This is a genomic window from Cupriavidus sp. YAF13, from assembly GCF_052113425.1.
Taxonomy (GTDB): Bacteria; Pseudomonadota; Gammaproteobacteria; order Burkholderiales; family Burkholderiaceae; genus Cupriavidus.
In genome coordinates this window covers 87,038-110,008 of sequence record NZ_JBFRDD010000006.1, presented here as the reverse complement: position 1 = coordinate 110,008, position 22,971 = coordinate 87,038, and the positions used below count along the sequence as shown (strand labels likewise).

27 protein-coding genes are annotated in these 22,971 nt (G+C 65.5%); 6 read left to right on the top strand and 21 right to left on the bottom strand.

What is annotated here, in order from left to right; all coding sequences use genetic code 11:
* Positions 1 to 23: 23 nt before the first annotated feature.
* The 4 genes from AB4061_RS07295 to AB4061_RS07280 all read right to left on the bottom strand — a co-directional run bounded on the left by AB4061_RS07295 (position 24) and on the right by AB4061_RS07280 (position 3,594).
* Positions 24 to 959 carry a heme o synthase gene (locus AB4061_RS07295; RefSeq protein WP_441632284.1) on the bottom strand — a complete coding sequence of 312 codons (936 nt, stop codon included), beginning with the start codon at positions 957 to 959 and terminating at the stop codon, positions 24 to 26.
* A complete protein-coding gene (locus AB4061_RS07290) occupies positions 956 to 2,059 on the bottom strand; it encodes a COX15/CtaA family protein (RefSeq protein ID WP_441632282.1) in 1,104 nt (367 codons plus the stop codon). Before AB4061_RS07290 ends, AB4061_RS07295 begins: the two co-directional genes overlap by 4 nt.
* 7 nt (positions 2,060 to 2,066) lie before the next feature.
* Positions 2,067 to 2,723 carry an SCO family protein gene (locus AB4061_RS07285; RefSeq protein WP_441632280.1) on the bottom strand — a complete coding sequence of 219 codons (657 nt, stop codon included), beginning with the start codon at positions 2,721 to 2,723 and terminating at the stop codon, positions 2,067 to 2,069.
* A gap of 109 nt (positions 2,724 to 2,832) precedes the next feature.
* Positions 2,833 to 3,594 carry an SURF1 family protein gene (locus AB4061_RS07280; RefSeq protein WP_441632278.1) on the bottom strand — a complete coding sequence of 254 codons (762 nt, stop codon included), beginning with the start codon at positions 3,592 to 3,594 and terminating at the stop codon, positions 2,833 to 2,835.
* A gap of 78 nt (positions 3,595 to 3,672) precedes the next feature.
* On the opposite strand from AB4061_RS07280, the gene AB4061_RS07275 reads away from it, so the two are divergent.
* Complete coding sequence (locus tag AB4061_RS07275) at positions 3,673 to 3,882, top strand: twin transmembrane helix small protein (RefSeq protein WP_006159466.1); 210 nt, start codon at positions 3,673 to 3,675, stop codon at positions 3,880 to 3,882.
* Positions 3,883 to 4,038: 156 nt separating this feature from the next.
* Here AB4061_RS07275 and AB4061_RS07270 read toward each other — a convergent pair whose 3' ends face one another.
* The 8 genes from AB4061_RS07270 to AB4061_RS07235 form a co-directional block, all read right to left on the bottom strand.
* Entirely contained in the window at positions 4,039 to 4,899 is an 861-nt protein-coding gene (locus AB4061_RS07270) for a cytochrome c oxidase subunit 3 (protein ID WP_441632276.1), read from the bottom strand.
* Between the two features lie 136 nt (positions 4,900 to 5,035).
* Positions 5,036 to 5,248, bottom strand: coding sequence for a DUF2970 domain-containing protein (locus tag AB4061_RS07265; protein ID WP_441632274.1), 213 nt, complete (start codon positions 5,246 to 5,248; stop codon positions 5,036 to 5,038).
* 34 nt (positions 5,249 to 5,282) lie between these two features.
* Entirely contained in the window at positions 5,283 to 5,897 is a 615-nt protein-coding gene (locus AB4061_RS07260; RefSeq protein WP_441632272.1) for a cytochrome c oxidase assembly protein, read from the bottom strand.
* Between the two features lie 17 nt (positions 5,898 to 5,914).
* Positions 5,915 to 6,046, bottom strand: coding sequence for a cytochrome oxidase small assembly protein (locus AB4061_RS07255; protein ID WP_006159470.1), 132 nt, complete (start codon positions 6,044 to 6,046; stop codon positions 5,915 to 5,917).
* 77 nt (positions 6,047 to 6,123) lie between these two features.
* Positions 6,124 to 7,728 carry a cytochrome c oxidase subunit I gene (gene ctaD / locus AB4061_RS07250; RefSeq protein WP_006159471.1) on the bottom strand — a complete coding sequence of 535 codons (1,605 nt, stop codon included), beginning with the start codon at positions 7,726 to 7,728 and terminating at the stop codon, positions 6,124 to 6,126.
* A 23-nt stretch (positions 7,729 to 7,751) separates the two neighbouring features.
* On the bottom strand, positions 7,752 to 9,014 hold the full coding sequence (gene coxB, locus AB4061_RS07245; RefSeq protein ID WP_441632270.1) for a cytochrome c oxidase subunit II: 1,263 nt from the start codon (positions 9,012 to 9,014) through the stop codon (positions 7,752 to 7,754).
* Between the two features lie 57 nt (positions 9,015 to 9,071).
* Entirely contained in the window at positions 9,072 to 9,581 is a 510-nt protein-coding gene (locus tag AB4061_RS07240; protein ID WP_253929796.1) for a DUF2244 domain-containing protein, read from the bottom strand.
* A gap of 265 nt (positions 9,582 to 9,846) precedes the next feature.
* Complete coding sequence (locus tag AB4061_RS07235) at positions 9,847 to 10,794, bottom strand: methyltransferase domain-containing protein (RefSeq protein WP_441632268.1); 948 nt, start codon at positions 10,792 to 10,794, stop codon at positions 9,847 to 9,849.
* Positions 10,795 to 10,995: 201 nt separating this feature from the next.
* On the opposite strand from AB4061_RS07235, the gene AB4061_RS07230 reads away from it, so the two are divergent.
* Together AB4061_RS07230 and trmL are read left to right on the top strand one after the other, a co-directional pair.
* Entirely contained in the window at positions 10,996 to 11,745 is a 750-nt protein-coding gene (locus AB4061_RS07230) for a phosphoribosyltransferase family protein (protein WP_441632404.1), read from the top strand.
* Positions 11,746 to 11,837: 92 nt separating this feature from the next.
* Complete coding sequence (trmL, locus tag AB4061_RS07225) at positions 11,838 to 12,308, top strand: tRNA (uridine(34)/cytosine(34)/5-carboxymethylaminomethyluridine(34)-2'-O)-methyltransferase TrmL (RefSeq protein ID WP_043343349.1); 471 nt, start codon at positions 11,838 to 11,840, stop codon at positions 12,306 to 12,308.
* 21 nt (positions 12,309 to 12,329) lie between these two features.
* Here trmL and AB4061_RS07220 read toward each other — a convergent pair whose 3' ends face one another.
* The 5 genes from AB4061_RS07220 to AB4061_RS07200 all read right to left on the bottom strand — a co-directional run bounded on the left by AB4061_RS07220 (position 12,330) and on the right by AB4061_RS07200 (position 15,922).
* Positions 12,330 to 13,322 carry a Bug family tripartite tricarboxylate transporter substrate binding protein gene (locus AB4061_RS07220; protein ID WP_441632266.1) on the bottom strand — a complete coding sequence of 331 codons (993 nt, stop codon included), beginning with the start codon at positions 13,320 to 13,322 and terminating at the stop codon, positions 12,330 to 12,332.
* Between the two features lie 7 nt (positions 13,323 to 13,329).
* A complete protein-coding gene (locus tag AB4061_RS07215; RefSeq protein ID WP_441632264.1) occupies positions 13,330 to 14,346 on the bottom strand; it encodes an NAD(P)H-dependent glycerol-3-phosphate dehydrogenase in 1,017 nt (338 codons plus the stop codon).
* 117 nt (positions 14,347 to 14,463) lie between these two features.
* Entirely contained in the window at positions 14,464 to 14,982 is a 519-nt protein-coding gene (gene secB, locus AB4061_RS07210) for a protein-export chaperone SecB (RefSeq protein WP_043343340.1), read from the bottom strand.
* Positions 14,983 to 15,145: 163 nt separating this feature from the next.
* A complete protein-coding gene (grxC, locus tag AB4061_RS07205; protein ID WP_043343338.1) occupies positions 15,146 to 15,403 on the bottom strand; it encodes a glutaredoxin 3 in 258 nt (85 codons plus the stop codon).
* 105 nt (positions 15,404 to 15,508) lie between these two features.
* Complete coding sequence (locus AB4061_RS07200; RefSeq protein ID WP_150989682.1) at positions 15,509 to 15,922, bottom strand: rhodanese-like domain-containing protein; 414 nt, start codon at positions 15,920 to 15,922, stop codon at positions 15,509 to 15,511.
* A 140-nt stretch (positions 15,923 to 16,062) separates the two neighbouring features.
* Here AB4061_RS07200 and gpmA point away from each other — a divergent pair, with 140 nt between their 5' ends.
* The 3 genes from gpmA to AB4061_RS07185 all read left to right on the top strand — a co-directional run bounded on the left by gpmA (position 16,063) and on the right by AB4061_RS07185 (position 19,379).
* The gene (gpmA, locus tag AB4061_RS07195) at positions 16,063 to 16,809 is read left to right on the top strand and encodes a 2,3-diphosphoglycerate-dependent phosphoglycerate mutase (RefSeq protein ID WP_441632261.1); all 747 of its coding nucleotides are present in this window, start codon (positions 16,063 to 16,065) and stop codon (positions 16,807 to 16,809) included.
* A gap of 161 nt (positions 16,810 to 16,970) precedes the next feature.
* The gene (locus tag AB4061_RS07190; RefSeq protein ID WP_441632259.1) at positions 16,971 to 18,560 is read left to right on the top strand and encodes a S41 family peptidase; all 1,590 of its coding nucleotides are present in this window, start codon (positions 16,971 to 16,973) and stop codon (positions 18,558 to 18,560) included.
* A 51-nt stretch (positions 18,561 to 18,611) separates the two neighbouring features.
* Positions 18,612 to 19,379: a HesA/MoeB/ThiF family protein gene (locus tag AB4061_RS07185; protein WP_441632257.1), complete on the top strand. Its 768-nt coding sequence runs from the start codon at positions 18,612 to 18,614 to the stop codon at positions 19,377 to 19,379.
* Between the two features lie 15 nt (positions 19,380 to 19,394).
* Here AB4061_RS07185 and mnmH read toward each other — a convergent pair whose 3' ends face one another.
* The 4 genes from mnmH to AB4061_RS07165 form a co-directional block, all read right to left on the bottom strand.
* Entirely contained in the window at positions 19,395 to 20,531 is a 1,137-nt protein-coding gene (mnmH, locus tag AB4061_RS07180) for a tRNA 2-selenouridine(34) synthase MnmH (protein ID WP_441632255.1), read from the bottom strand.
* Positions 20,531 to 21,598: a selenide, water dikinase SelD gene (gene selD / locus AB4061_RS07175; RefSeq protein ID WP_441632253.1), complete on the bottom strand. Its 1,068-nt coding sequence runs from the start codon at positions 21,596 to 21,598 to the stop codon at positions 20,531 to 20,533. The genes mnmH and selD overlap by 1 nt, the downstream gene beginning before the upstream one ends.
* 265 nt (positions 21,599 to 21,863) lie before the next feature.
* Positions 21,864 to 22,343 (bottom strand): bacterioferritin, encoded by a 480-nt coding sequence (bfr, locus tag AB4061_RS07170; RefSeq protein WP_006159487.1) that lies wholly within the window; start codon positions 22,341 to 22,343, stop codon positions 21,864 to 21,866.
* Between the two features lie 112 nt (positions 22,344 to 22,455).
* Positions 22,456 to 22,752, bottom strand: a complete 297-nt coding sequence (locus AB4061_RS07165) for a (2Fe-2S)-binding protein (RefSeq protein ID WP_082054783.1) — start codon at positions 22,750 to 22,752, stop codon at positions 22,456 to 22,458.
* Positions 22,753 to 22,971: the final 219 nt, after the last annotated feature.

The following is a 22,971-nucleotide window of genomic DNA, read 5'->3' as shown; positions in this document are numbered from 1 at the left end:
TGCCGCAAGCCTGTGCGCCCCGCTCAGGCCTGCGGCAGGAACTTGAAGTAGTGATCGACCAGCAGCGCGGCGAACAGCAGCGAGAGATACAGGATCGAGAAGCGGAAGGTGCGTTGCGCCAGCGCATCCGAGTAGTTGCGATACATCTTCCACGAGTAGGCCAGGAACCCGCCCCCCAGGATCAGCGCGGCCGCCAGGTAGATATAGCCGCACATGCCGTACACAAAAGGCAGCAGCGTGGCCGCGATCATGATCAGCGTGTACAGCAGGATATGCAGCAGCGTGAAGCGCTCGCCGTGCGTCACCGGCAGCATCGGCAGGCCGGACTTGGCGTAGTCGGCACGGCGATACAGGGCCAGGGCCCAGAAGTGCGGCGGCGTCCACGTGAAGATAATCAGCACCAGGAACCAGGCTTCCGCCGGCAGCTCGCCCGCGACCGCAGCCCAGCCCAGCGCCGGCGGCATGGCGCCGGACAGGCCGCCGATGACGATGTTCTGCGGCGTGGCCGGCTTGAGCAGGATGGTGTACACCACGGCGTAGCCAACGAAGGTGGCCACGGTCAGCCACATGGTCAGGTCGTTGGTGTAGACGTGCAGCAGCCACATCCCCGCCCCGCCCAGCACGGCGGAGAACACCAGCGTCTGGATGGTGGTGATCTCGCCGGTGGCCGACGGGCGCCACGCGGTGCGGCGCATCAGCGCGTCGACCTTCTGCTCCACCAGGCAGTTAATGGCGAAAGCGGCACCTGCCAACAGCCAGATGCCGGCGGCACCCCCGATCAGCACCGGCCACGGCACCATGCCGGGTGTGGCGAGGAACATGCCGATGATGGCGCAGAAGACGGCAAGCTGCGTCACCCGCGGCTTGGTCAGGGCGGCGTACTGGCGGACCAGGTGGCGAACCCGTCCGAAGGGATGTGTGTGGGTAGCTGTAACCACTGGGGAGTTCTTGTCTTTCATGTGGCGCGCGCGGCGGCCGGCACGTCGGTAGCAATGTCAGCGGACCGGGCCGCGAGCCCTATATTGTAGTTGAGGCGAACCAGGAGCAGCAGCAAGACCGCCGCGCCGCCGTTATGCGCCACCGCGGCGCCCAGCGGCCAGTCGAACACGATGTTCGACAGGCCAGTGGCCAGTTGCAGCGCGAGAAAGCCCAGCAACCAGCCGGCACTGCGCGCAAGGCCGCCAAGGCGGCGTGCCTGCAGCCCGAACCAGGCCAGGAAAGCCAGCACGACGAAAGCGAAGCCGCGATGCACCCAATGGATCGCCACCAGGGCCGAATGCGGGATGTAGTCGCCGTCGGCGGTCATGCCGAGCTGGCGCCACAACGTGAAGCCGTGGCGGAAGTCCATGTCCGGCACGAGCTGGCCGTTGCACAGCGGAAAGTCGGTGCAGGCCAGCACGGCATAGTTAGTGCTCACCCAGCCGCCCAGGAAGATCTGCAGCACCAGCAAGGCCAGCGCGATGCGCGCCGGCCAGCGCAGCCCCACCGCCTGCGGCGCCACCCGCAAGGGCGGATCGTTGCGCGAGCCCAGCCAGATCAACGCGGCCAGCAGGCTCATGGCAAGCATCAGGTGCGTGACCACAATGATCGGCTGCAGCTTGAGCGTGACCGTAAGGGCCCCGAATGCGCCCTGCACGCACACCAGCAGCAGCACCCCGGTGGCGAACCAGGGCGACTGCTTGAGTTCGCGCCGCTTGACCCAGGCCAGCACCATCAGCGTGGTGATCAGCACGCCGACCGCCAGGGCGAAGTAACGGTGGACCATCTCGATCCACGCCTTGGTGATGCTCACGGGCCCGCTGGGCAAGGCCGTCTCGGCGGCGCGGATAGGCTCCTGTGCCGAGTGCGGGTTGGAGTGGCCATAGCAACCCGGCCAGTCAGGGCAGCCCAGGCCGGAGTCCGTCAGCCGCGTGAAGCTGCCGAACATGATCAGGTCCAGCGTCAGGAAGGCGGTGATCCAGACCAGCTTGCGGTACTTGTTGCGGTCCCCTTTGACCAGCACGTAGCTCAAGGGGAACAGCGCGATCAGGACGCCGATGATGGCGAGTTGGAGCAGCATGCGCGCCTCACCCGATGTGAGAGTACTTGAGCAGCTTCTTCAGGTCGGAGCTCATCTTCTTGGGGTCCGGCTCCTTGGGGAAGCGCATCATCAGGTTGCCCAGCGGGTCGATCAGGAACAAGCTGTCCTCGATCCGGGCACCCGGTTCCGCCGGCAGCCATTTCTGCATGGCCTCGCGGTTGGCGCGCAGGAAGCGCACGCCGGCATAGGGCTCGTTGTAGGCGGCCGACAGGCGGGAATCGATCGGGCCTTCGTCACTGATCAGCCACACCGGCACGATGCGCTCGCGGTCCTGGCCCTGCCCCGCGCGGATCTGGCGGATGGTGAACAGTTTCCTGGCGCAGGCTTCGTCGCACGCCGCGCCATCCGCCGTCACCAGCAGCCACTTGCCCTTGAAACTATCCAGCGGCACGGACTCGGCACGCTCGTTGCCGATCTGAATCGCGGGCATGGGGCGCTGCGGCTCGATCAGCGTCCCGTAGTTGGTGGAACCGCCCGCCGGCTTGAACACGTAGTACGTCAGGTAGGAAGCGATGACAGGCGAAGCGCACACCAGCAAAAGCAGCAGCATCTGGATGCGGCCGCGACGGGTGCGGGCGTCGATGCGCGAGTCTTGCGGCGCGGCGCGGGCGGCCTGGGCCGAAGCGGGATCTGGCTGTTGCATAGTGTTTCGTCTGTCTGTCGTCTGTCTGTCGTTAGGGGCGGTTGCGCTCATCTGACCGCAACGCGCCGCTGTGGTTCGTAGGTGATACGGGTGCCACCCGCGAGAATGCTCAAGCCGTCATGCGGGCAGCGCGCCGCCAGCTCAACGCCAGCAGCAGCACCAGGGTCAGCGCCGCCAGCCCGAACCACTGGAAGGCATAACCATAGTGGCGATCCGCGCCGATGTCCRCTGGCGCCCAGTCGCGCGCCAGCCCGTCGCCGTTGTCGTTGCGCTGTTCCAGCACAAAGGGTTGCAGGGGCACGCCAAGCTCCGTTGCGTAGGCAGCGAGATCGACATTCTGGCGGATCTTCTGGCCGGCTTCGGCATTCGCGCCACGGCCCAGGCTGAAGACCCTGGGCACGGTCGCCAGCGCGGTGCCGTCCAGCTCCACCTCGCCTTCCGGCGTCGGGAACGGCGCGATATGGGTGCGATCCTGCGCATCGCGCGGCAGCCAGCCGCGCAGCACCAGCACGGCCGGCGTGGCCGCATCGCCCCCGGCAACCCGCAGCGGCGTCAGTACCATGAATCCGGCACGGCTATCGGTGCCGTTGCCGTGGGGGCGATTGTCCAGCAAAACCGTGTGCGCTGCATCGAAGCGCCCGCGCACACGCACGTGCCGCTCCGCCATCGCGCCACTCACCAGGCTGCGCCCGATCTCCAGCGGCGGCTGGGCGGCCAGCGCCTCAAGGCGCGCGGCCCGCGCCACTTTTTCATGGGCGCGATTCAGCTGCCAGTTGCCCAAGGCACAGGTGACTGCAATCACCACCAGCGCGGCGATGGTGGGCAGCGGGCTCAGTGCGCGCCACAGCTTCACGTACGGCCTCCCTGGCATTTCCCGAGGGCGTTGCCACGCGCGCCGATGCGATAATGGCACTCTATCCCTAGCAGACCCCGCGCTTGCGGGCCCTCCATGCGCATCGTCATCCTCATCGCGTTCTTCCTCATCATCGGTAGCCTGGCCTCCGCCCTGTTCTTCATGATGCGCGACCGCGGCAGGACGCCAAACATGATGCGCTCGCTGATGTTCCGGGTCGGCTTCTCGGTGGCCCTGTTCGTCTTCATCCTGTTCTCGCACTGGATGGGATGGATACAGAGCACGGGCATCCGCATGGCGCCCTGAAGCCGGCGCGGCTACGCCAGGCTCAAACCACAAAAAACAAGCGCCGCAGGCTGGCTACTTCCCCTGCGGCGCTTGTTTTTTGTTGTTCCTCGCGAAGGAGGAGAACCTCCCCCGCGATGCCGCCGGCGTGGCCGGCGGGCACTGCAATCGGGTGTCTTACAGCCAGTACACCACGATGTAGAGGAACAGCCACACCACGTCAACGAAGTGCCAGTACCAGGCGGCGCCTTCGAATGCGAAGTGATGGTCGGGCGTCAACTGGCCCTTGAGCACGCGCACCAGCACCACTGTCAGCATGATCGCGCCAAGCGTCACGTGGAAACCGTGGAAGCCGGTCAGCAGGAAGAAGGTGGAACCGTAGATTCCCGAGGTCAGCTTGAGGTTCAGCTCCGAATACGCGTGGTGGTATTCGTACACCTGGAAGCACATGAAGATCGCGCCCAGCAGGATGGTCAGCACCAGGCCCTGGATCAGCTGGCTGCGCTTGTTGGCGAGCAGCGCATGGTGCGCCCAGGTCAGCGTCACGCCGGACATCAGCAGCAAGGCAGTGTTGATTGTGGGGATCGGCCACGGGCCCATGGTCTGGAAGCTCTCCACGACACCGGCCGGTCCGAGGTTCGGCCATACGGCGGCGAAGTCGGGCCACAGGATCTTGTTGTTCAGGTCGCCGAGCCACGGCATGGCGATGTTGCGGGCGTAGAACAGCGCGCCGAAGAACGCCGCGAAGAACATGACCTCGGAAAAGATGAACCAGCCCATCGACCAGCGGAAGGACAGGTCGATATTCTTGCCGTACTTGCCCGTCTCGGATTCGTTGATCGCCTCGCCGAACCAGCTCTTGAGCACGAACAGGAACCACAGCAGGCCCAGGCCGCACAGGTATGGCCCCCAGGTCTGCCCGTTTACCCAGCCAGCAGCACCCCCAGCCGTCAGCAGCAAGCCAAAGCTAGCCGTGATCGGATGGCGCGAGGGGCCCGGTACGAAGTAGTACGGAGCGTTTGCGCGGTTCGCACTCATTCTTTTTTCTCCAGCTCAGAGTCTCTGATTCAGTAATCGTTATCCGCACATCCAGCCCTGACGAGGCCGGCGGCATGCTTTTGCCCTGCTCTTTTTACTTACTCCTGCCCTGCCCCGTGCTTTGCGCTGCGTGGCCTCACCCTACCACCACACGCACGACCGTGATCAGCACCGCGATCAGGATGGCTACCCCGATCAGGCCGGCAATGATCACATGGACCGGGTTGAGCTGTGCCATGTCACGCTCATGCTCGCTGCCCTTGCGCAGGCCGATAAACGACCAGAACACCGCGCGCAGCGTCTGCACAAATGACAGCTTGCGCTTGACCGCGTCCTTCATCTCATCCACGGCTTTTCCCCTGCAACCCGCCTCGCCTGCAAACTCAAATGCCCTTGCCCGCGCCTGCTGGCTGCGCGTCGAGGGGACCTTGCGGCGCTTGCGCCACCGGCGTCCTGATCTCGAAGAAGGTATAGGACAGCGTAATGTTCTTCACGTCTTTCGGCAGGTCCGGATCGATCACGAACACCACCGGCATCTCGCGTGCTTCCTTCGCCTTGAGCGTCTGCTCCTTGAAGCAGAAACACTCGATCTTCTTGAAATACTGCGTGGCCAGCTTGGGCAGGTAGCTCGGGATGGCCTGCGCCGAGATATCGCGTGCCTGGCCGTTCGCCACTTCGTAGACGATGGTGGTCATCTCGCCCGGGTGCACTTCCATGCTGCTCTTGACCGGACGGAAGGCAAAGGGCCCGCGCGCGTTGGAGTCGAACTCGACCGTGATCGTACGGGTTTTGTCCACCTGCGTGTTCTTGACCTGGCCACCGTACAGGTCCCGCGTGGTCACCACGTTCAGGCCGGTGATCTCGCAGATCTTCTTGTACAGCGGCACCAGCGCATAGCCAAACGAGAACATCAACGCCACCACCACCAACAGCCGCAGCATCATCCCGCGGTTGAACTTCTTGTCGGTGGCATTGCTTGACTGCTGGTTCGCGCTCATCTCAATACCCTGCAGCTTCAGCCGAGAAAGATCATCTTGGCGAAGAAACCCAAAAAGAAAACCATCACGATCGAGAAAAGGATCAGGCCGAGACGACGATTGGAGGCCTTGCGGTCTGCCTGCGATGGACTTTTGTTTGGATCCTGCATAACACCTTGCTTGCGTGGCGCGGAAGGACGGGCACTGCCCATCCTTCCGTGCCTATTGCGGCTTACCTGACTGTGGCTTACTTGACTTGCGGCGGCACTTCAAAGGTGTGGAACGGGGCCGGCGACGGCACGGTCCATTCCAGGCCCTCGGCGCCATCCCAAGGCTTGTCCCCGGCTGCCTTGCCGCCACGGTAGGACGGCAGCACCACGAAGAAGAAGAAATACACCTGCATCAGGCCAAAGCCCAGTGCACCGATCGATGCAATCGCGTTGAAATCCGCGAACTGGGTCGGGTAGTCGGCATAGCGACGCGGCATGCCGGCCAGACCCAGGAAGTGCATCGGGAAGAAGGTGACGTTGAAGAAAATCATCGAGCCCCAGAAGTGGATCTGGCCGCGGGTTTCGTTGTACATGAAACCGCTCCACTTCGGACCCCAGTAGTAGAAGCCCGAGAACATCGCGAACAGCGAGCCCGCCACCAGCACATAGTGGAAGTGGGCAACGATGAAGTAGGTGTCCTGCAGCTGGATGTCGATCGGGGCTACCGCCGGCATCAGGCCGGTGAAGCCACCGATGGTGAACACGAAGATGAAGCCGATCGCGAACAGCATCGGGGTCTCGAAGGTCATCGAGCCGCGCCACATGGTAGCGATCCAGTTGAAGATCTTCACAGCCGTCGGCACCGCGATCAGCATGGTGGCGTACATGAAGAACAGCTGGCCGGTCACGGGCATGCCGGTCGTGAACATGTGGTGAGCCCACACGATGAACGACAGGATGGCGATCGAAGCGGTCGCGTAGACCATCGAGCTATAGCCGAACAGGCGCTTGCGGGCGAAGGTCGGCACGACGTGCGAGACGATCCCGAACGCCGGCAAGATCATGATGTAGACCTCGGGGTGGCCGAAGAACCAGAAGATGTGCTGGTACATCACCGGGTCGCCGCCGCCGGCAGCCGAGAAGAAGCTCGTGCCGAAGTGACGGTCGGTCAGCACCATGGTGATGGCGCCAGCCAGCACCGGCATCACGGCGATCAGCAGGTAGGCGGTGATCAGCCAGGTCCAGCAGAACATCGGCATCTTCATCAGCGTCATGCCGGGTGCGCGCATATTGAGCACCGTGACGATGATGTTGATCGAGCCCATGATCGACGACGCGCCCATGATGTGCATGGCGAAAATCGCCATGTCCATGCCGGGGCCCATCTGCACCGACAGCGGCGCGTACAGGGTCCAGCCGGCGGCGGTGGCGCCACCCGGTGCGAAGAACGACAGCACCAGCAGCAGCGCTGCCGGGGGCATCAGCCAGAAGCTGAAGTTGTTCATCCGCGCGAACGCCATGTCGGATGCGCCGATCTGCAGCGGGATCATCCAGTTGGCGAAGCCGACGAAGGCCGGCATGATCGCGCCGAACACCATGATCAGGCCGTGCATGGTGGTGAACTGGTTGAACAGTTCCGGGCGGAAGAACTGCAAGCCCGGCTCGAACAGCTCGAGACGGATCAGCAGTGCCAGCGCGCCGCCAGACAGCAGCATGGTGAACGAGAACAGCAGGTACAGCGTACCGATGTCCTTGTGGTTGGTGGCAAACAGCCAACGGCGCCAGCCATGCGGTTGATCGTGGTGATCGTCATGCGCGTGGTCGTGCGGGTGGGCGAGCGCGTCCGGGGTAGCAGTACTCATCGCGAAAACTCCTGAAATCCTGTTCAACCTGCGGCGCGGTCGCCCGCGGCGCTGGCCTGCTTGGCAGCGGGCTTGTCTTCCGTCTTGGGCGCGGCGTCGCCGCTCGCGCCAGGTGCGCCGCCGCCTTCGCGGAACTTGCCGGCACGCGCATTCACGAAATCGCTCGGTTGAATCACTTCACCCGTCTTGTTACCCCAGTTGTTGCGGGTGTAGGTCATGACGGCAGCGAGCTCGGTATCGGAGAGGTGCTTCCACACCGGCATGGCACCCTTGCCTTCCAGCAGGATATGCATCTGGCCGGCATCCGGGCCGTTGACGATCTTGGAGCCGTCGAGAGCCGGGAAGGCGCCGCCGCCCTTGCCGTTAGGCTGGTGGCAGACCGCGCAGTTGGCGGTGTAGACCTTCTCGCCACGGGCCTTGAGCTCGTCCAGGGTCCAGGTCTTGTTGGGATCGTCCGCCTTGGCGGCGAGCTCCTTCTTCTTGCCGTCGACCCACTTGGCGTAGTCGGCGTCGGAGACGACGCGCACGACGATCGGCATGAAGGCGTGTTCCTTGCCGCACAGCTCGGCGCACTGGCCACGGTACACGCCAACCTTCTCGGCCTTGAACCAGGTGTCGCGCACGAAGCCGGGGATGGCATCCTGCTTGACGCCGAAGGCCGGGATCATCCAGGCATGGATGACGTCATTGGCCGTCAGCACCATGCGGACCTTCTTGTTCACGGGCACCACCATCTCGTTGTCCACCTCCATCAGGTAGGTGTTCGACTTGGGGGCCTCGTTGTTGATCTGCTCGCGCGGGGTGGTCAGGGTGGACACGAAGGAAATCCCCTCGCCGTCGCCCTTCAGGTAGTCGTAGCCCCACTTCCACTGGTAGCCAGTGGCCTTGATGGTGATGTCGGCGTTGGTGGTGTCCTTCATCGCCACGACCGTCTTGGTGGCGGGCAGGGCCATGCCGATGACGATCAGGAAGGGGATGATGGTCCAGATCACCTCGACGGTGATGCTTTCGTGGAAGGAGGCTGACTTCGCGCCCTTGGACTTGCGGTGCGTGAACACGGAGTAGAACATCACCGCGAACACGCCGATGAAGATCACGGTGCACATGATCAGCATCATCCAGTTCAGCCAGTGAATCTGCTCGGCGATCTTGGTGACCGGCTCGGTCAGATTGAGCTGTCGCACGGCGGGGCCACCTGGCATGTCTTCCACTGCCAGGGCTGCATGGCTGGTGAGCAGGGACGCCCCCACCAGACACGCTGCGGATGCCTTCTTCCACATTTTCATTTGTTATCTACCCAATTTACAGATTCAAATCTGTGACTCGCCGGCCCCCGCCGCCTCTCAGAGGCAGCGCAAAGCCGATGCGAGCTCCTGCGCGAACTTTCGCCGCTTGTACGGGTCCAGAAAACACCCCACCCGCACAGCGCTCTTGCCCGAGCGCAGCAACACCAGCGCCCGTAATGATTCACCCGGTTCAACCCGCACCCATAGCGGGTTGAATTCATGCCGTGTCAGCTGCCCTGCACTGACCGAAACCACTACCAGCCTGCCGTCGACGAGGCTGACGCGCTCATAGTCCGACGCATGCCGCCCGTGCACCAGCAGGGCAATGCCCAGCCCCAGCAGTTCCAGCCCGGCAAACGGAAGCACGAGCCATGACCCTCGCCACGCGAAGAACAAAGCGATGGCGAGCGAAACACTGACGATGGAGAGGTAAAACCAGCCAACCTGGCGCGGAGACAGCGAACAATTCCGCTTCATCAGCCAGTCTTTGTCCGGCGGGCCAAATCCGTCGGAACTGCCGCCGGATTTGCCTTGCGCCGTCTGGAGTGCGATACCCAAGTCTTGCATCGCCAACCTTGCATCGCCAACTACTCTGCGCTGGATGCACGCCTGGACGATTGCGCCTGGGACGCACCATTGAAGTGCGATTTCGGGCAAATTGTGCCAGGGAGACCACTGCGACAAACTGGCGCATTATAGGGCGCTTCGCCTACTCGGACAAGGCCGCTACTTGACCAAGGGGCTAGCGCGCGACAAGTTTTTGTGCATCAGTACGGTGCTCGCCATCGGCCGCTTGACTGCGCCGCCGATGCGTGCAGCAGCGCCGCGGACGTTACTTGCGCTGCCGCGCGCGCCCGATCTTGTCGAGCGGAACCACGGCGTGGCCGAGCTCATCGACAGCCTGCTTGCCGCGCGGCGCCAGCTTCCAGGCATGGCCGTAGACGATCTCGAACGTGAGCGGGATCAGCCCCTCGGCATTGCGCTGGCGCTCCAGCGCGGCCAGCAGCGCTGCATGCCAGCGGCGCCCACGCAGCCCTCCCCGGCTCGCGCCAGCCGGCAGGCGCAGCCCGCCGAAGGCCTGCACTTCGCGCAGCAGGGTCCGCGGCGACTCATAGGTGATCGTCAGGGTCTCCATGTCCATCACGGGCGTGGACCAGCCGCTGTGCACCAGCATGTCCCCGATATCGTGCATGTCGACAAAGCGCAGCGTGTGGGTGTCGCCATCGACTTCGGCAAAGGCGGCGCGCAATTGCGCCAGCGTGTCGGGCCCGAACAGCGAGAACAGGACCAGGCCTTCGTCGCGGGTGACCCGGTGCCACTCCGGGAAGACCCGGTGCGGCTCGGGGTGCCAGTGCAGCGCCAGGTTGGACCACAACAGGTCGAAGCTGGCCGGGGCGAAGGGCAATGTGGCAAGATCGCCCTGTACCAGGTCAAAGGTCGGGCGCTTGCCAAGCAGGCGCCCCAGCCACCCGGCCTGGCGCTGGGGATCGCGCTGGGCGGCCTCGTGCAGCATGGCGCCGGAAATATCCATCCCGGCGATCTGCGCATCCGGGTACTGGGCGCGCAGCGCGGCCAGGCCGCGCCCGTGGCCGCAGCCGATATCGAGCGCGCGCGCCGGCGCCAGCCGGATCATCTGCATGCGCTCCTGCATGCGCTGGCCGATCTCGCCCAGCAGGAAGTCCAGTTGGCTGAATCCGGCGCTGCGCCGGTCGAAGGCGAGGCGGGTCAGCCGCGTGGGCGGCAAATAGGCATCGGGGGAGTCGGCGTCATGCAGGGACACGGTCAAACCAGGCAGCAAGGAACAAAGAATGAGGATGACGGCCGGCGCGAGGCGGCGGCCGGGCATGCGGTGCGCGCGCCAGCGGGCGCCGCAACAGGATCGCAAGTATACGCGCCCACCGCCAGGCCTGCCGCCGACGGCTCCGACGTGCCCCATGCGGCAGCTGCCCCCGCGCCCCCCGCGCCCCCCGTGCCGTACCGCCTGGCGCGCCCGGGCGAAGGCGTCCTGCGCCACCATGCGCGGCGCTTGCTGCGCACGCTCCTGCCAGCGGCCTGCGCACTTTGCGGCACGGTGCAGGACGAAACCGTCTGCGCAGGTTGCGCGCAAGAGTTGCTGACGCCGCTGCCGCGTTGCCGCTGCTGCGCCCTGCCGCTAGGGCGCACCGCCAGGCCAGGCGTAGCCTCGCTCTGTGCCCAGTGCCGCTACGAGCCGCCGCCGTTCGACGACGCGCTGGTGCTGGGTGACTACGCCAGCCCGCAAGACGGCTTGGTGCTGGCCTTGAAGTTCGGCGGCGTGCTGCCGCTGGCGGACTGGCTTGCGGGCGAGCTGGCACGCCGCTGGCATGCCGACGAGTCCGGCAGGCCCGGCCTGGCCCTGCCCGATGTGCTGGCGCCGATCCCGCTGTCCGCGCAGCGCCTTGCAGAGCGCGGCTTCAACCAGTCCTGGGAAATCGCCCGGCCCCTGGCACGCCGGCTGGGCGTGCGCGCCGCGCCGACGCTCCTGGCGAGGCTGCGCGATACACCGGCCCAAGCCACGCTGGACCTGCCCGCGCGGCAGGCCAACCTGCAGGATGCCTTCGGCCTCGGGTCCGGCCATGACGTTGCGGGCCAGCATATCGGCCTGGTCGACGATGTGATGACCAGCGGCGCCACCTTGGGCGAAGCGGCGCGGCTCCTGAAAGCCAGCGGCGCGGCGCGCGTGACGCTGGTGGTCGCCTTGCGCACGCCGTAGCGCAGCCCATGGGCCCGGCGTGACAGCCGGCCCCCGGCAGGGTAAGCTGCCCAGCGTTTCACGGCTGCGGCGCCCCTGGCCCGCCCCTCCACATGTTCAATGTCGTCCTGGTCGAACCCGAGATCCCGCCGAACACCGGCAATGTGATACGGCTGTGCGCCAACACCGGTGCGCGCCTGCACCTTGTCAAGCCGCTCGGCTTTCCGCTGGAAGACGCGCGCATGCGCCGCGCCGGCCTGGATTATCACGAGTACGCCAGCATGCGCGTGCACGAGAACTGGGACGCGCTGATGGAAAGCGAGCGGCCCGACCCGGCCCGCATGTTCGCGCTGACCACCCATGGCTCGACGCCCTTCGGCCAGGTCAGCTTCCAGCCCGGGGACTGGTTTGTGTTCGGCTCGGAAACGCGCGGGCTGGCGCCGGAGCGGCGCGAATGGTTTCCCACCGCGCAGCGCATCCGGCTGCCCATGCGGCCGGACAACCGCAGCCTCAACCTCTCCAATACCGTCGCGGTCGTGGTGTTCGAAGCCTGGCGCCAGAACGGCTTTGCCGGCGGGGCCTGAGGCCGCCGCTGGCGCACTTTCTTATTCCGGCTGCACCCCCGCCACGCGGATCACCTTGTCCCAGCGCACCTTCTCGCTCGCCATGGTCTGGCGCAGCGATTGCGGCGCGGTGCCGGCCGGCACGAAATACTGGGCGCGCATCTTGGCGCGCACGTCCTCGCTGCCGATGATGGCCACCAGCTCGCGATAGAGCCGGTCGATCACCGGCGCGGGCGTGCCCGCCGGGGCCAGCACCGCTTGCCATGAAATCGCCTCGAAGCCGGGATAGCCGGATTCCGCCACGGTTGGCACCGCGGGCAGCAGGCTGGTGCGCCCGCTGGTGGTGACCGCGATGATGCGCAGCTTGCCAGCGGTCACCAACGGCATGGCGATGGCCGGCACCATGAAACCGGCCTGCACCTGACCGCCGACCATGGCGGTGGTGATCTGCGCAAACCCCGGATAAGGGAYGTGCTGCAGGTCGATGCCGGCGGCCGCCTTGAGCTGCTCCATGGCCAGGTGGGCAGCGCTGCCGTTGCCGACCGACCCGTAGTTCAGCACACCCGGCCGGGAACGGGCGAGGGCCACGAACTCCCGCACGTCATGCACCGGCAGGCGGGCATCCACCACCAGCACATTGGGCGAAGTTGCCACCAGCGACACGGGGGCGAGCTGGCGCACCGGGTCGTAGCCGAGATGGCGCGACAAGGTGGGCGCGGTGACCAGCGGCCCATTGATCGTGAGCAGCAAGGTATAGCCGTCCGGAGCGGCCCTGGCCACCATGCCGGTACCGATATTGCCGCCCGCGCCCGGGCGGTTCTCCACCACGACCGCTTGTCCGAGCGCCGCGGCCAGCTTCTCGGTCAGCAGGCGCGCGATCAGGTCGGGCGAGGACCCGGCCGGGAACGGCACCATCATGCGGACCGGCTTTACCGGCCAGGGCTGGGCGGACGCGGGCGCAGCCAGCGCCGTGCCAGCCACGCCAGGCATGGCACAGGCGGCAAGGGCTTTCAGGATGCGGCGACGATCTTCCATCGCGCGCTCACTCATCGCGCGCATCGCGCTGGAGCAGCCGCGCCACCGCATCGGCGGCAGGCAGCCCCTCGAAAAGCACGGCGCATACCGCGCGCGTGATCGGCATCTCGACGCCCTTGGCCGCGGCCAGCGCCGCCACGGCCTGCGCGCAGCGCACGCCTTCGGCAACGTGGCCCAACTCGGCCAGGATCTGCGCCAGCGTCTTGCCCTCGGCCAGTTGCTGGCCGACCTTGCGATTGCGCGAGAGATCGCCCGTGGCGGTCAGGATCAGGTCGCCCATGCCCGCCAGGCCCATGAAGGTTTCGACGCGTCCGCCCAGCGCCATGCCGAGCCGGGTCATTTCGGCCAGGCCGCGCGTTACCAGCGCGGCGCGCGCGTTCAGGCCCAGGCCCAGGCCATCGCTGGCGCCGGTGGCGATCGCCAGCACGTTCTTGACCGCGCCCCCCACCTCGGCGCCGACCAGGTCGTCGCTGCCGTAGATGCGCATGGCATGGTGATGGAACGCCTGCTGAGCGAACTCGGAGAGTGCCGGCGAGGTGCCCGCCACGGTCAGCGCGCAGGGCAGGCCCAGCGCCACTTCACGGGCAAAACTCGGGCCGGTCAGCACGCCGTAGCTGGTGTCGGCGAGACGGCCGGCGGCAGTGAGTTCTTCGCGCACCATCTGGTGCGGCAAGGCATTGGTGCCGGCTTCGAAGCCCTTGCACAGCCAGAGCATGCGCAAACCCCCGGCCTGGCTCGCGGCCAGCCTGCGCGTCATTTCGCGCAGGCCCGAAACTGGCGTGGCGACGATCACCAGGCCATCGGGCTCGATATCGGCATGCGCCGCGGCCCGCTCGAAATCGGGTTCCACCAAGAGCCGCCCGGACAGCGGCACGCCCGGCAGGTAGGTAGCATTGACGCGGTCGGCGCCGATCGCGGCCAGCTGGGCGGCATCTCGCCCCCACAGCACCACATCGTGGGCCGCGGCGGCATGGCTGGCGAGCGCGGTGCCCCAGGCACCTGCACCGAAGACAGTGATTTTCATGACGGTTTGCCTCGCTTGTTCGGCCTCGAAACCTTAAGCCTTGCGCGCCACGAATGACGCGAACCGGAAAGACAAAACGGGGCCGAAGCCCCGTCTTTGCGACATCCTGCAGCAGGATCAGTGACGAGCCTGGCTGCCGTCGGGCATCACGATGCCGCTGTTGCCACCTTGTGCGGTTTCCGCTTCTTCCATCGCGGCCTGCAGGCGCTGTTCGTACAGGGCCTGGAAGTTGATTTCCGACAGATGAATGGCCTGGAAGCCGGCGCGGGTGATCACGTCGGCGATATTGCTACGCAGGTACGGGTAGAGAATGGTCGGGCAGGCAATGCCCAGCAGCGGGTCGAGCTGCTCCACCGGCACGTTGCGGATATCGAAGATGCCGGCCTGGTGGGCTTCCACCAGGAAGGCAACCTTGTCCTGCACCTTGGTGGTCACGGTACCGGTCACAACGACTTCGAAGATGCCTTCCTGGAGCTGCGAGGCACCCACGTTCACCTGCACTTCCACGGCCGGCGCTTCGGTTTCGAGGAAGATGCCGGGCGAATTCGGCTGCTCGAGCGACATGTCCTTCAGGTACACGCGCTGGATGTTGAAGAACGGCTGGTCTTCCTGCTGATTGTTCTGCTGGTCGCTCATGAAAGGCTTCCGGAAAAATGGGCGTTGGGGGCCAGGCGTGCGGGACATTGGCACCCTGGGCGGGATTGGCCCAGGGTCACGGCCCGGGTCGGCACCCGGTTGGAAAACGTATATGGTACATGACGCGGGTGGCGAATTCACCCGCAGCGAGGCAGGCGGCGCGTCAGGCTGCCAGCAGCGGCACCAGTCCGCCCTGGCGATCGAGCGCCGAGAGGTCGTCGAAGCCACCGACATGGGTCTCGTCGATGTAGATCTGCGGCACGGTGCGGCGACCGGTGCGGCTCATCATTTCCTCGCGCTTGCCGGGCTCGCGGTCGATCAGGATCTTCTCGATCGCCTCCACGCCCTTGGCCTTCAGAAGGCGCTCGGCCATCTGGCAATACGGACAAACTACCGTGCTGTACATTACAACGCGGGCCATGCGCATCTCCTTGAAAAACGGAATCCGGAAGTTGGTCGGGTGCTCGCAAGCCGGGGCAGCGGCGGCAACGGAGGACGTGCCCCCGGCGCCGCTTGCCTGCGCCGCTTACTTGACGACGGGCAGACCGGCTTGCTGCCAGGCGGCAAGGCCGCCTTCGAGCGAATAGATCTCACTGTAACCGGCTTCCTTCAGGGCTGCTTGACCCTTGCCCGAGCGCTGGCCGGTCTGGCACACGACGATGATGGGGACGGACTTGTCCTTTGCAAGGCTGGCGGCACGGCTTGCCAGGTCGGAAAGTGGCGCACTCTTGGCTTGCGGCAGGTGGCCCTTGGCGTATTCGGTGGCTTCCCGGATATCCACGACCACGGCATTGCGCTTGTTGATCAGCTGGGTAGCGGCGGCCGGGTTGACGGTCTTGCCGGAGGTTCCGCGCGAGATGGCGGGCCACGCCAGCAGGCCGCCCGACACGACGGCGAGGGCGATCAAGGCAAGGTTGTTGTAGTCGGCGAAGAAATTCACGTTGGCATTCCGGTGGGTTGAGTCGGCGGCATTATAAAATAGACGGTTTGGCGCCCGCGACCCGCTATTGTCTCCTAGTTGACACATGTGCGGCGGTATGTGGCAGGGCGCACACAGGTTTCTCACGCTTTGGAAGCAGCATGTACAAACTCGTTCTCATCCGCCACGGCGAATCCACGTGGAATCTCGAAAACCGCTTCACCGGCTGGGTCGACGTCGACCTCACCGACACCGGCGTGGCCCAGGCCAAGCTGGGCGGCAAGCTGCTGCGCGAGGCAGGGCTGGCCTTCGATGTAGCGTACACCTCGGTGCTCAAGCGTGCCATCCGCACGCTGTGGCACGTGCAGGACGAAATGGACCTGATGTGGATTCCGGTCCGGAACGAATGGCGCCTGAACGAACGCCACTATGGCGCGCTGTCCGGCCTGAACAAGGCCGAAACCGCCGCCAAGTTCGGCAACGAGCAGGTGCTGGTATGGCGCCGCAGCTACGACACCCCGCCGCCGGTGCTCGAAGTGGACGATCCGCGTGCGGCTTACGACGATCCGCGCTACGCGCAAGTGCCGCGCGAGCAGATTCCGCTGACCGAATGCCTGAAGGACACGGTCGAGCGCGTGCTGCCGCTATGGAACGAATCGATCGCCCCCGACATCAAAGCGGGGAAGCGCGTGGTAATCGCCGCCCATGGCAACAGCATCCGCGCGCTGGTGAAATACCTGGACCAGATCTCGGATGACGACATCGTTGGCATCAACATCCCCAATGGCACCCCGCTCGTGTACGAGCTGGACGCCGACTTGCGCCCGCTGCGTCATTACTACCTGGGCGACCAGGAAGCAATCGCAGCCTCCCTGGCCGCCGTGGCGAACCAAGGCAAGGCAAACTGAGGCCCAGGCCGGGCGCGCGCCGCGAGGCTCGCCCGGCCGCCTCAGGCAGTGGACCAGGCCTTTTTTGCCGCTCCCTCTTATACTGTCGGACAAATCCGGCCGGTGCGATGCGCCAGGCCGGCTCCGACACAGCACAATCCTCACACGTTCAGGCAGCCCTCATGCGTAAGACGCTCAAGAACATCAGTCTTGTTACTGCCGGACTCGTTGCCGGCGTGCTCGCCACGCTGCAACTATCGGCCACGGCGCAGAATTCGCCGGGGCCGCTGCCGCTGGAGCAGTTGCGCTTGATGGCCGACATCTTCGGCCAGATCAAGCGCGAATATGTCGAGCCGGTGGATGACAAGAAGCTGCTGACCGAAGCCATCAAAGGCATGGTCGCCAGCCTGGATCCGCATTCGGCCTATCTGGACGAGAAGGACTTCAAGGAACTGCAGGAAGGCACGCGCGGACGCTTCGCCGGCCTGGGGATCGAAATCTCGCAGGAAGAAGGGCTGGTCAAGGTGATCAACCCGATCGAAGACACCCCCGCCTTCCGCGCCGGCATCCAGCCCGGCGACCTGATCACCCGCATCGACGACAAGCCCGTGCGCGGCCTGCCGCTGGAGCAGGCCGTCAAGCGCATGCGCGGCGAGCCGGGCACCAAGGTCACGCTGACCATCTACCGCAAGAGCGACGAGCGCACCTTCCCGGTGTCGATCACGCGCGCGGAGATCCGCGTGCAGTCGGTCAAGGCCAAGCTGATCGACAATGACCGCCTCGCCTGGGTCCGCCTGACCAGCTTCCAGGAACGCACGGTGGCCGACCTGGGCAAGAAACTGGACGAACTGGCCCAGAAGAACCCCAACCTGAAGGGCGTGATCCTGGACCTGCGCAACAACGGCGGCGGCGTGCTGCAAGGCGCGGTCGGCGTGGCGGCAGCCTTCCTGCCCGACGACGTGACCGTGGTCTCGACCAATGGCCAGGTGCCCGATGCCAAGCGCGTCTACAAGACCACGTTCAACAACTACCGGCTGTCCTCGCTCGAGGACGATCCGCTCAAGGACCTGCCGGCGCTGTATAAAAAGATCCCGATGGTGGTGTTGACCAACGCCTACTCGGCGTCGGCCTCCGAAATCGTTGCCGGCGCGCTGCAAGACCACAAGCGCGCGCTGATCATGGGCAAGACCACGTTCGGCAAGGGCTCGGTGCAGACCGTGCGCCCGCTCACCAACGACACCGGCATCAAGCTGACCATCGCGTACTACTACACGCCGACGGGCAAGTCGATCCAGGCCAAGGGCATCCGCCCGGACATCCCGGTCGACCAGAACCCGGAAGGCGATCCTGACGACGCGCTGATCACCCGCGAGATCGACACCGAGCGCCACCTGCACAACAAGCAGGAATCGGAAGAGCCCGAGATGAACGAGCGCGAACAGCGCCGCGTCGAGGAACTGCGCCGCCTCGAGGAAGAAAACGCCAAGAAGACGCAGGAAGAGCGCGACAAGGAACGCAAGAAGAAGCCGATCGAGTTCGGCTCGGCCGAGGACTTCATGCTGCAGCAAGCCATTGCCCAGCTCGAAGGCCAGCCGGTCAAGCGCTCCAAGTCCAAGCTCGAAGCCGTGGCCACGTCGGACAAGCCGGCCAAGCCTGCGGCAGCCAAGGCGGCTACCCCGGCCAAGCCGGCCACCAAGGCACCAGCCGGCGCGCCGCCGGCCAGCGCCCCGATGGGCACGCCGCTGGGCACGCCGACCGGCAAGGCTCCCTGAAATCCTGATGAATAACAGCGGCCCTGCGGGGCCGCTTTTGCATTGCACGCCATGAACGACGATCAACTGCTGCGCTATTCGCGGCATATCCTGCTCGACGAACTCGGCATCGAGGGCCAGAGCCGGTTGCTCGCCAGCCACGCGCTGGTGATCGGCGCGGGCGGCCTGGGCGCTGCCGCCCTGCCCTACCTGGCCTCGGCCGGCGTGGGCACCATCACCGTGGTCGATGACGACGTGGTCGACCTGACCAACCTGCAGCGCCAGGTGATCCACACCACCGCCAATGTCGGACGCCCCAAGGTGGAATCGGCGCGGGAGGGCATGCTGCGCATCAACCCGGGCATCGACGTGCGCCTGGTGCAAGCGCGCGTAGGCGCCGCGGAGTTAGCGCGCCTGGTGGCTGATGCCGACGTGGTGCTCGATTGCTGCGACAACTTCGACACGCGCCAGGCCGTCAACCGCGCCTGCGTGCAGCACCGCGTGCCCCTGGTGTCCGGCGCGGCCCTGCGCTTCGACGGGCAGATCAGCGTGTTCGACCGCCGCCAGCCAGGCGCGCCCTGCTATGCCTGCCTGTTCCCGCCCTCGCAGCCGGCTCAGGAAGTGGCTTGCGCCACCATGGGCGTGTTCGCGCCGCTGGTGGGAATGGTGGGCACGGTGCAGGCGGCCGAGGCCCTCAAGCTGCTGATGGGCGTCGGCACCACCCTGGCCGGCCGCCTGCTGATGGTCGATGCGCTTGGCATGGAATGGACCACGATGCGCCTCGCGCGCGTGGCCGATTGCGAAGTCTGCGGTGGCGCGCACGCGCAAGCCGCCCCCTAGGCGGCCTGCGCGCGTTCAGGCGCGGGTGCGCTCACGCAGGAAAGCCAGCACCGCGGCGCGCTCGCCGCGGAACACGATCCTGGCCTCGCGCTGTTCGCGCTGGTAGGCGTACATCGGGTCGTAGTATTGCTGCAGCAGCAAGGCGATCCAGCCCAGATGCAGGTCGGTCTCGCCCGTTTCCTCCTGGCGCGCCAGCGCTTGGTCCAGCAAGGCCGAGAGCCGCTCGTAGCGCGTACCGCCGAGCCGCTTGGCAATGGCCGCCATGGCATCGCGCAGGCGCGCCGCGTAAGCGGCGAAACCCGCCTGCTCACCCAGCGCCGCCATGAACTCCCCCGACAGGCCAAGCACGTAGTCTTCCAGCACGCGGCGCACGCGCGCCTCGAAGGATTCCTCCAGCCAGACCAGTGGCGCTAGCTGAATCGCCTGGTAGAAGGCCTGCGGCAGGTTGCGCGCGCCGATGAAGCGCCCCTCGTCCTCGACCACCAGCGCCGGCAGCCCGGCCGCGCGATGGCGCAGCAGCGAAATCGCCAGGCCATTCTCGAAATCGATCTGCGTGGGCTGCGCTACCGTGCGCCGGCCAAAGCTGGACCCGCGGTGCCGAGCCAGGCCCTCCAGGTCGATGGCGGCGTCCCGGCTGCCGCTCGGGCCCGTGACCAGGTCGGCGATCAGCTCGGTGATCAGCTCAGTCTTGCCGCTCCCGGTCATACCGCCCAGCACCAGCAAGCTGCATTCAGCGGCGGCCGCATCGAGGGTCTCGATCAGGAAGCTGCGCATCGCCTTGTAGCCGCCCGTCACACGCGGATAAGCGATACCGGCGTCCTCGCGCAGCCATTGCTGCACGATCTGCGAGCGCAGGCCGCCGCGGAAGCAATACAGGTAGCCGTCGGGATGCGCCCGCGCAAAAGTCGCCCAGCCCGCGGTTCGCGCCGCGCGGATTTCGCCGGTCACCAACTGGTGGCCTAGCGCGAGCGCGGCCTGCGGCCCTTGCTCCTCATAGCACAAGCCAACCTGGTGCCGCTCGGCATCGTCCATCAGCGGCAGGTTAACCGCGCCTGGAAACGCGCCGCGCGCGAACTCCACCGGCGCGCGCGCATCGAGCAGCGGCGCACCGGACACAAAGAGCTGGCGAAAGTCGGCCGTGTCCTCGCGCATCAGATCACCTCGACGGCATACCGGCCCTGCTCGACGAACTCGCCGACCGGCGCCAGTGCCAGGCCAAACTCCGCGCAAGCGCCATGGAATGCGGCCTCGCCAGCAGGCTCGACCGCCACCAGCAAGCCTCCGCTGGTCTGCGGATCGCACAGCAAGGCGCGCTGCACCTCGCTCAACGCGCCACCCTGGTTGCCGATCCCCGCGCCAATTCGCGCGCCGTAGCTATCGAAGTTGCGCTGGGTGCCGCCTGGCACGCAACCGGCCTCGACGTAGCGCAGCACTTCCGGCAGCAACGGCACGGCGGCGTGGTCAAGACGCGCGGTGAGGCGGCTGCCGTCTGCCATCTCGACAAGGTGCCCGAGCAGGCCAAAGCCCGTGACATCCGTCATGGCCCGCACACCGGCCAGCTTGCCGAAGCGGCTGCCGGGACGATTGAGCACGCACATCCAGTCGCGCGCCAGGTGGATATCCTCGGCGCGCAGCTTGCCCTGCTTCTCGGCGGTGGTCAGCACGCCGATGCCCAGCGGCTTGGTCAGGTACAGCCGGCAGCCGGCGGTCGCGGTGTCGTTGCGTTTCAGGTGCGCGCGGTCGACCACGCCAGTCACCGCAAGCCCGAAGATAGGCTCCGGCGCATCGATGGAATGCCCGCCGGCAAGCGGGATGCCCGCTTCCTCGCAGGCGCGGCGCCCACCTGCCACCACCTCGCGCGCCACCTCGGGCGGCAGCAGCTTGACTGGCCAGCCGAGGATGGCGATGGCCAGCAGCGGATCGCCCCCCATGGCGTAGATGTCGCTGATGGCGTTGGTGGCGGCGATGCGTCCGAAGTCGAACGGGTCATCGACGATCGGCATGAAGAAATCGGTGGTGGACACCACGCCACGGCCCGCTTCCAGCCCATCCAGCGCATAAACCGCCGCATCGTCGCGCGAGGCATTGCCGACCCACAGGCGCGGATCGAGATGCTGGTTGCCGCTGCCGGCAAGGATCACGTCGAGCACCTGCGGCGAAATCTTGCATCCGCAGCCGGCACCATGGCTGTACTGCGTCAGGCGGATCGGGTCTGCCATGATGCTGGCTCCGGTCGTTTGGTTTGGTTTAGCGTGGTGTAGTGTGGTGCGATGCCGATTCGGCTCCCTTCTCCGCAGCATAGGCGTATCGCGCTCAAGCTGGCGCAAGCATCGGCCCTGGCAAGGGCGGTCAGGCTGAGGGAAGAATGGGAATCTGAATGATAAGGGTTACCGCCTGGATGCGGGCGGAACCGGCAGCACCGAGTGGCGCCGCGCGGTTGCGGCCACTGGGTTCTTGCGAACTTGCGGCCGGCTGCTGGGCGGATTATTGCTCGCCCGGCTCCATCTGCGATTGCAGATAGTTCGGCAGGCCAACCTTGTCGATCAGGTCGAGCTGCGTCTCGAGGAATTCGATGTGCTCTTCGGTATCGGTCAGGATCTCGACCAGGATCTCGCGGCTGACGTAGTCGCCCACCGATTCGCAATACGTAATGCCTTCCTTGACGGTGGCATGCGCGCCTTGCTCGAGCTTCAGGTCGCACTTGAGCATTTCCGGGGTGTCTTCGCCCAGCAGCAACTTGTTGAGGTCCTGCAGATTGGGCAGGCCGTCAAGCATCAGGATGCGATCGATCAGGCGATCGGCATGCTTCATCTCGCCAATGGATTCCTTGTACTCGATATCGCCGAGCTTCTTCAGGCCCCAGTGGCGGTACATGCGAGCGTGCAGGAAGTATTGGTTGATCGCGGTCAGCTCGTTCTTCAGCTGCGCGTTCAGATGCTGGATGACCTTCTTGTCACCTTTCATTGGTGGCTCCTTGTTGCAACGGGCCCCCGCAAAAACGCGAAGCGGCGCAAGGCGCGCCGCAGGCAGTCAAAACAAGCGAATACGCGCCGCAACCTGAAAGTTGCGGGCGAGTTTAAGCAACCAGCTCAGTGCGCTGGTCGTTCGCGACTGCCGGGTCCCGAGTGTCCATTATGGCACGTGGGCCCGATGACGAACAGGAAGAAATGGGCACGACCTGGATGGTGGAGACCTTGACGTTGCGTACCGCCGCGACGCCTTCACAAAGCACCTGTTGAGCGCATTCGCGACAGCGGCCACAGCACGTGCCAACACCCAGCGTTTCAGCCAGCTCGTCGAGCGTGGACACGCCTAGATGCGCAGCGCCATGAATTTCTCGGTCGGTAACCTGATTGCAGATGCAAACGTACACAAATCCCTCCTTGGGAGAGGGGTGACACCGGCATGTCACCCGCGATGTACGCCAGAATATCAGAGATCGAAAATGATAACAATTCCCATTAAGCCACAAAGGGTACATGCCAAGAACGCGGCACTTACCCCGGGGATTGCAGAGACAGGGAACGTCACAACCAGCAAAAAAGAGACCTGGAAACCATCTGCCGGCGTTGGATTTTCGTAAAAACCTTAA

Coding starts and splice junctions, on each gene's coding strand:
- AB4061_RS07295 (WP_441632284.1), bottom strand. CDS start 959: ATGAAAGACAAGAACTCCCCAGTGGTTACAGCTACCCACACACATCCC.
- AB4061_RS07290 (WP_441632282.1), bottom strand. CDS start 2,059: ATGCTGCTCCAACTCGCCATCATCGGCGTCCTGATCGCGCTGTTCCCC.
- AB4061_RS07285 (WP_441632280.1), bottom strand. CDS start 2,723: ATGCAACAGCCAGATCCCGCTTCGGCCCAGGCCGCCCGCGCCGCGCCG.
- AB4061_RS07275 (WP_006159466.1), top strand. CDS start 3,673: ATGCGCATCGTCATCCTCATCGCGTTCTTCCTCATCATCGGTAGCCTG.
- AB4061_RS07270 (WP_441632276.1), bottom strand. CDS start 4,899: ATGAGTGCGAACCGCGCAAACGCTCCGTACTACTTCGTACCGGGCCCC.
- AB4061_RS07260 (WP_441632272.1), bottom strand. CDS start 5,897: ATGAGCGCGAACCAGCAGTCAAGCAATGCCACCGACAAGAAGTTCAAC.
- AB4061_RS07255 (WP_006159470.1), bottom strand. CDS start 6,046: ATGCAGGATCCAAACAAAAGTCCATCGCAGGCAGACCGCAAGGCCTCC.
- ctaD (WP_006159471.1), bottom strand. CDS start 7,728: ATGAGTACTGCTACCCCGGACGCGCTCGCCCACCCGCACGACCACGCG.
- coxB (WP_441632270.1), bottom strand. CDS start 9,014: ATGAAAATGTGGAAGAAGGCATCCGCAGCGTGTCTGGTGGGGGCGTCC.
- AB4061_RS07240 (WP_253929796.1), bottom strand. CDS start 9,581: ATGCAAGACTTGGGTATCGCACTCCAGACGGCGCAAGGCAAATCCGGC.
- trmL (WP_043343349.1), top strand. CDS start 11,838: ATGTTCAATGTCGTCCTGGTCGAACCCGAGATCCCGCCGAACACCGGC.
- AB4061_RS07215 (WP_441632264.1), bottom strand. CDS start 14,346: ATGAAAATCACTGTCTTCGGTGCAGGTGCCTGGGGCACCGCGCTCGCC.
- secB (WP_043343340.1), bottom strand. CDS start 14,982: ATGAGCGACCAGCAGAACAATCAGCAGGAAGACCAGCCGTTCTTCAAC.
- grxC (WP_043343338.1), bottom strand. CDS start 15,403: ATGGCCCGCGTTGTAATGTACAGCACGGTAGTTTGTCCGTATTGCCAG.
- gpmA (WP_441632261.1), top strand. CDS start 16,063: ATGTACAAACTCGTTCTCATCCGCCACGGCGAATCCACGTGGAATCTC.
- AB4061_RS07190 (WP_441632259.1), top strand. CDS start 16,971: ATGCGTAAGACGCTCAAGAACATCAGTCTTGTTACTGCCGGACTCGTT.
- AB4061_RS07185 (WP_441632257.1), top strand. CDS start 18,612: ATGAACGACGATCAACTGCTGCGCTATTCGCGGCATATCCTGCTCGAC.
- mnmH (WP_441632255.1), bottom strand. CDS start 20,531: ATGCGCGAGGACACGGCCGACTTTCGCCAGCTCTTTGTGTCCGGTGCG.
- selD (WP_441632253.1), bottom strand. CDS start 21,598: ATGGCAGACCCGATCCGCCTGACGCAGTACAGCCATGGTGCCGGCTGC.
- bfr (WP_006159487.1), bottom strand. CDS start 22,343: ATGAAAGGTGACAAGAAGGTCATCCAGCATCTGAACGCGCAGCTGAAG.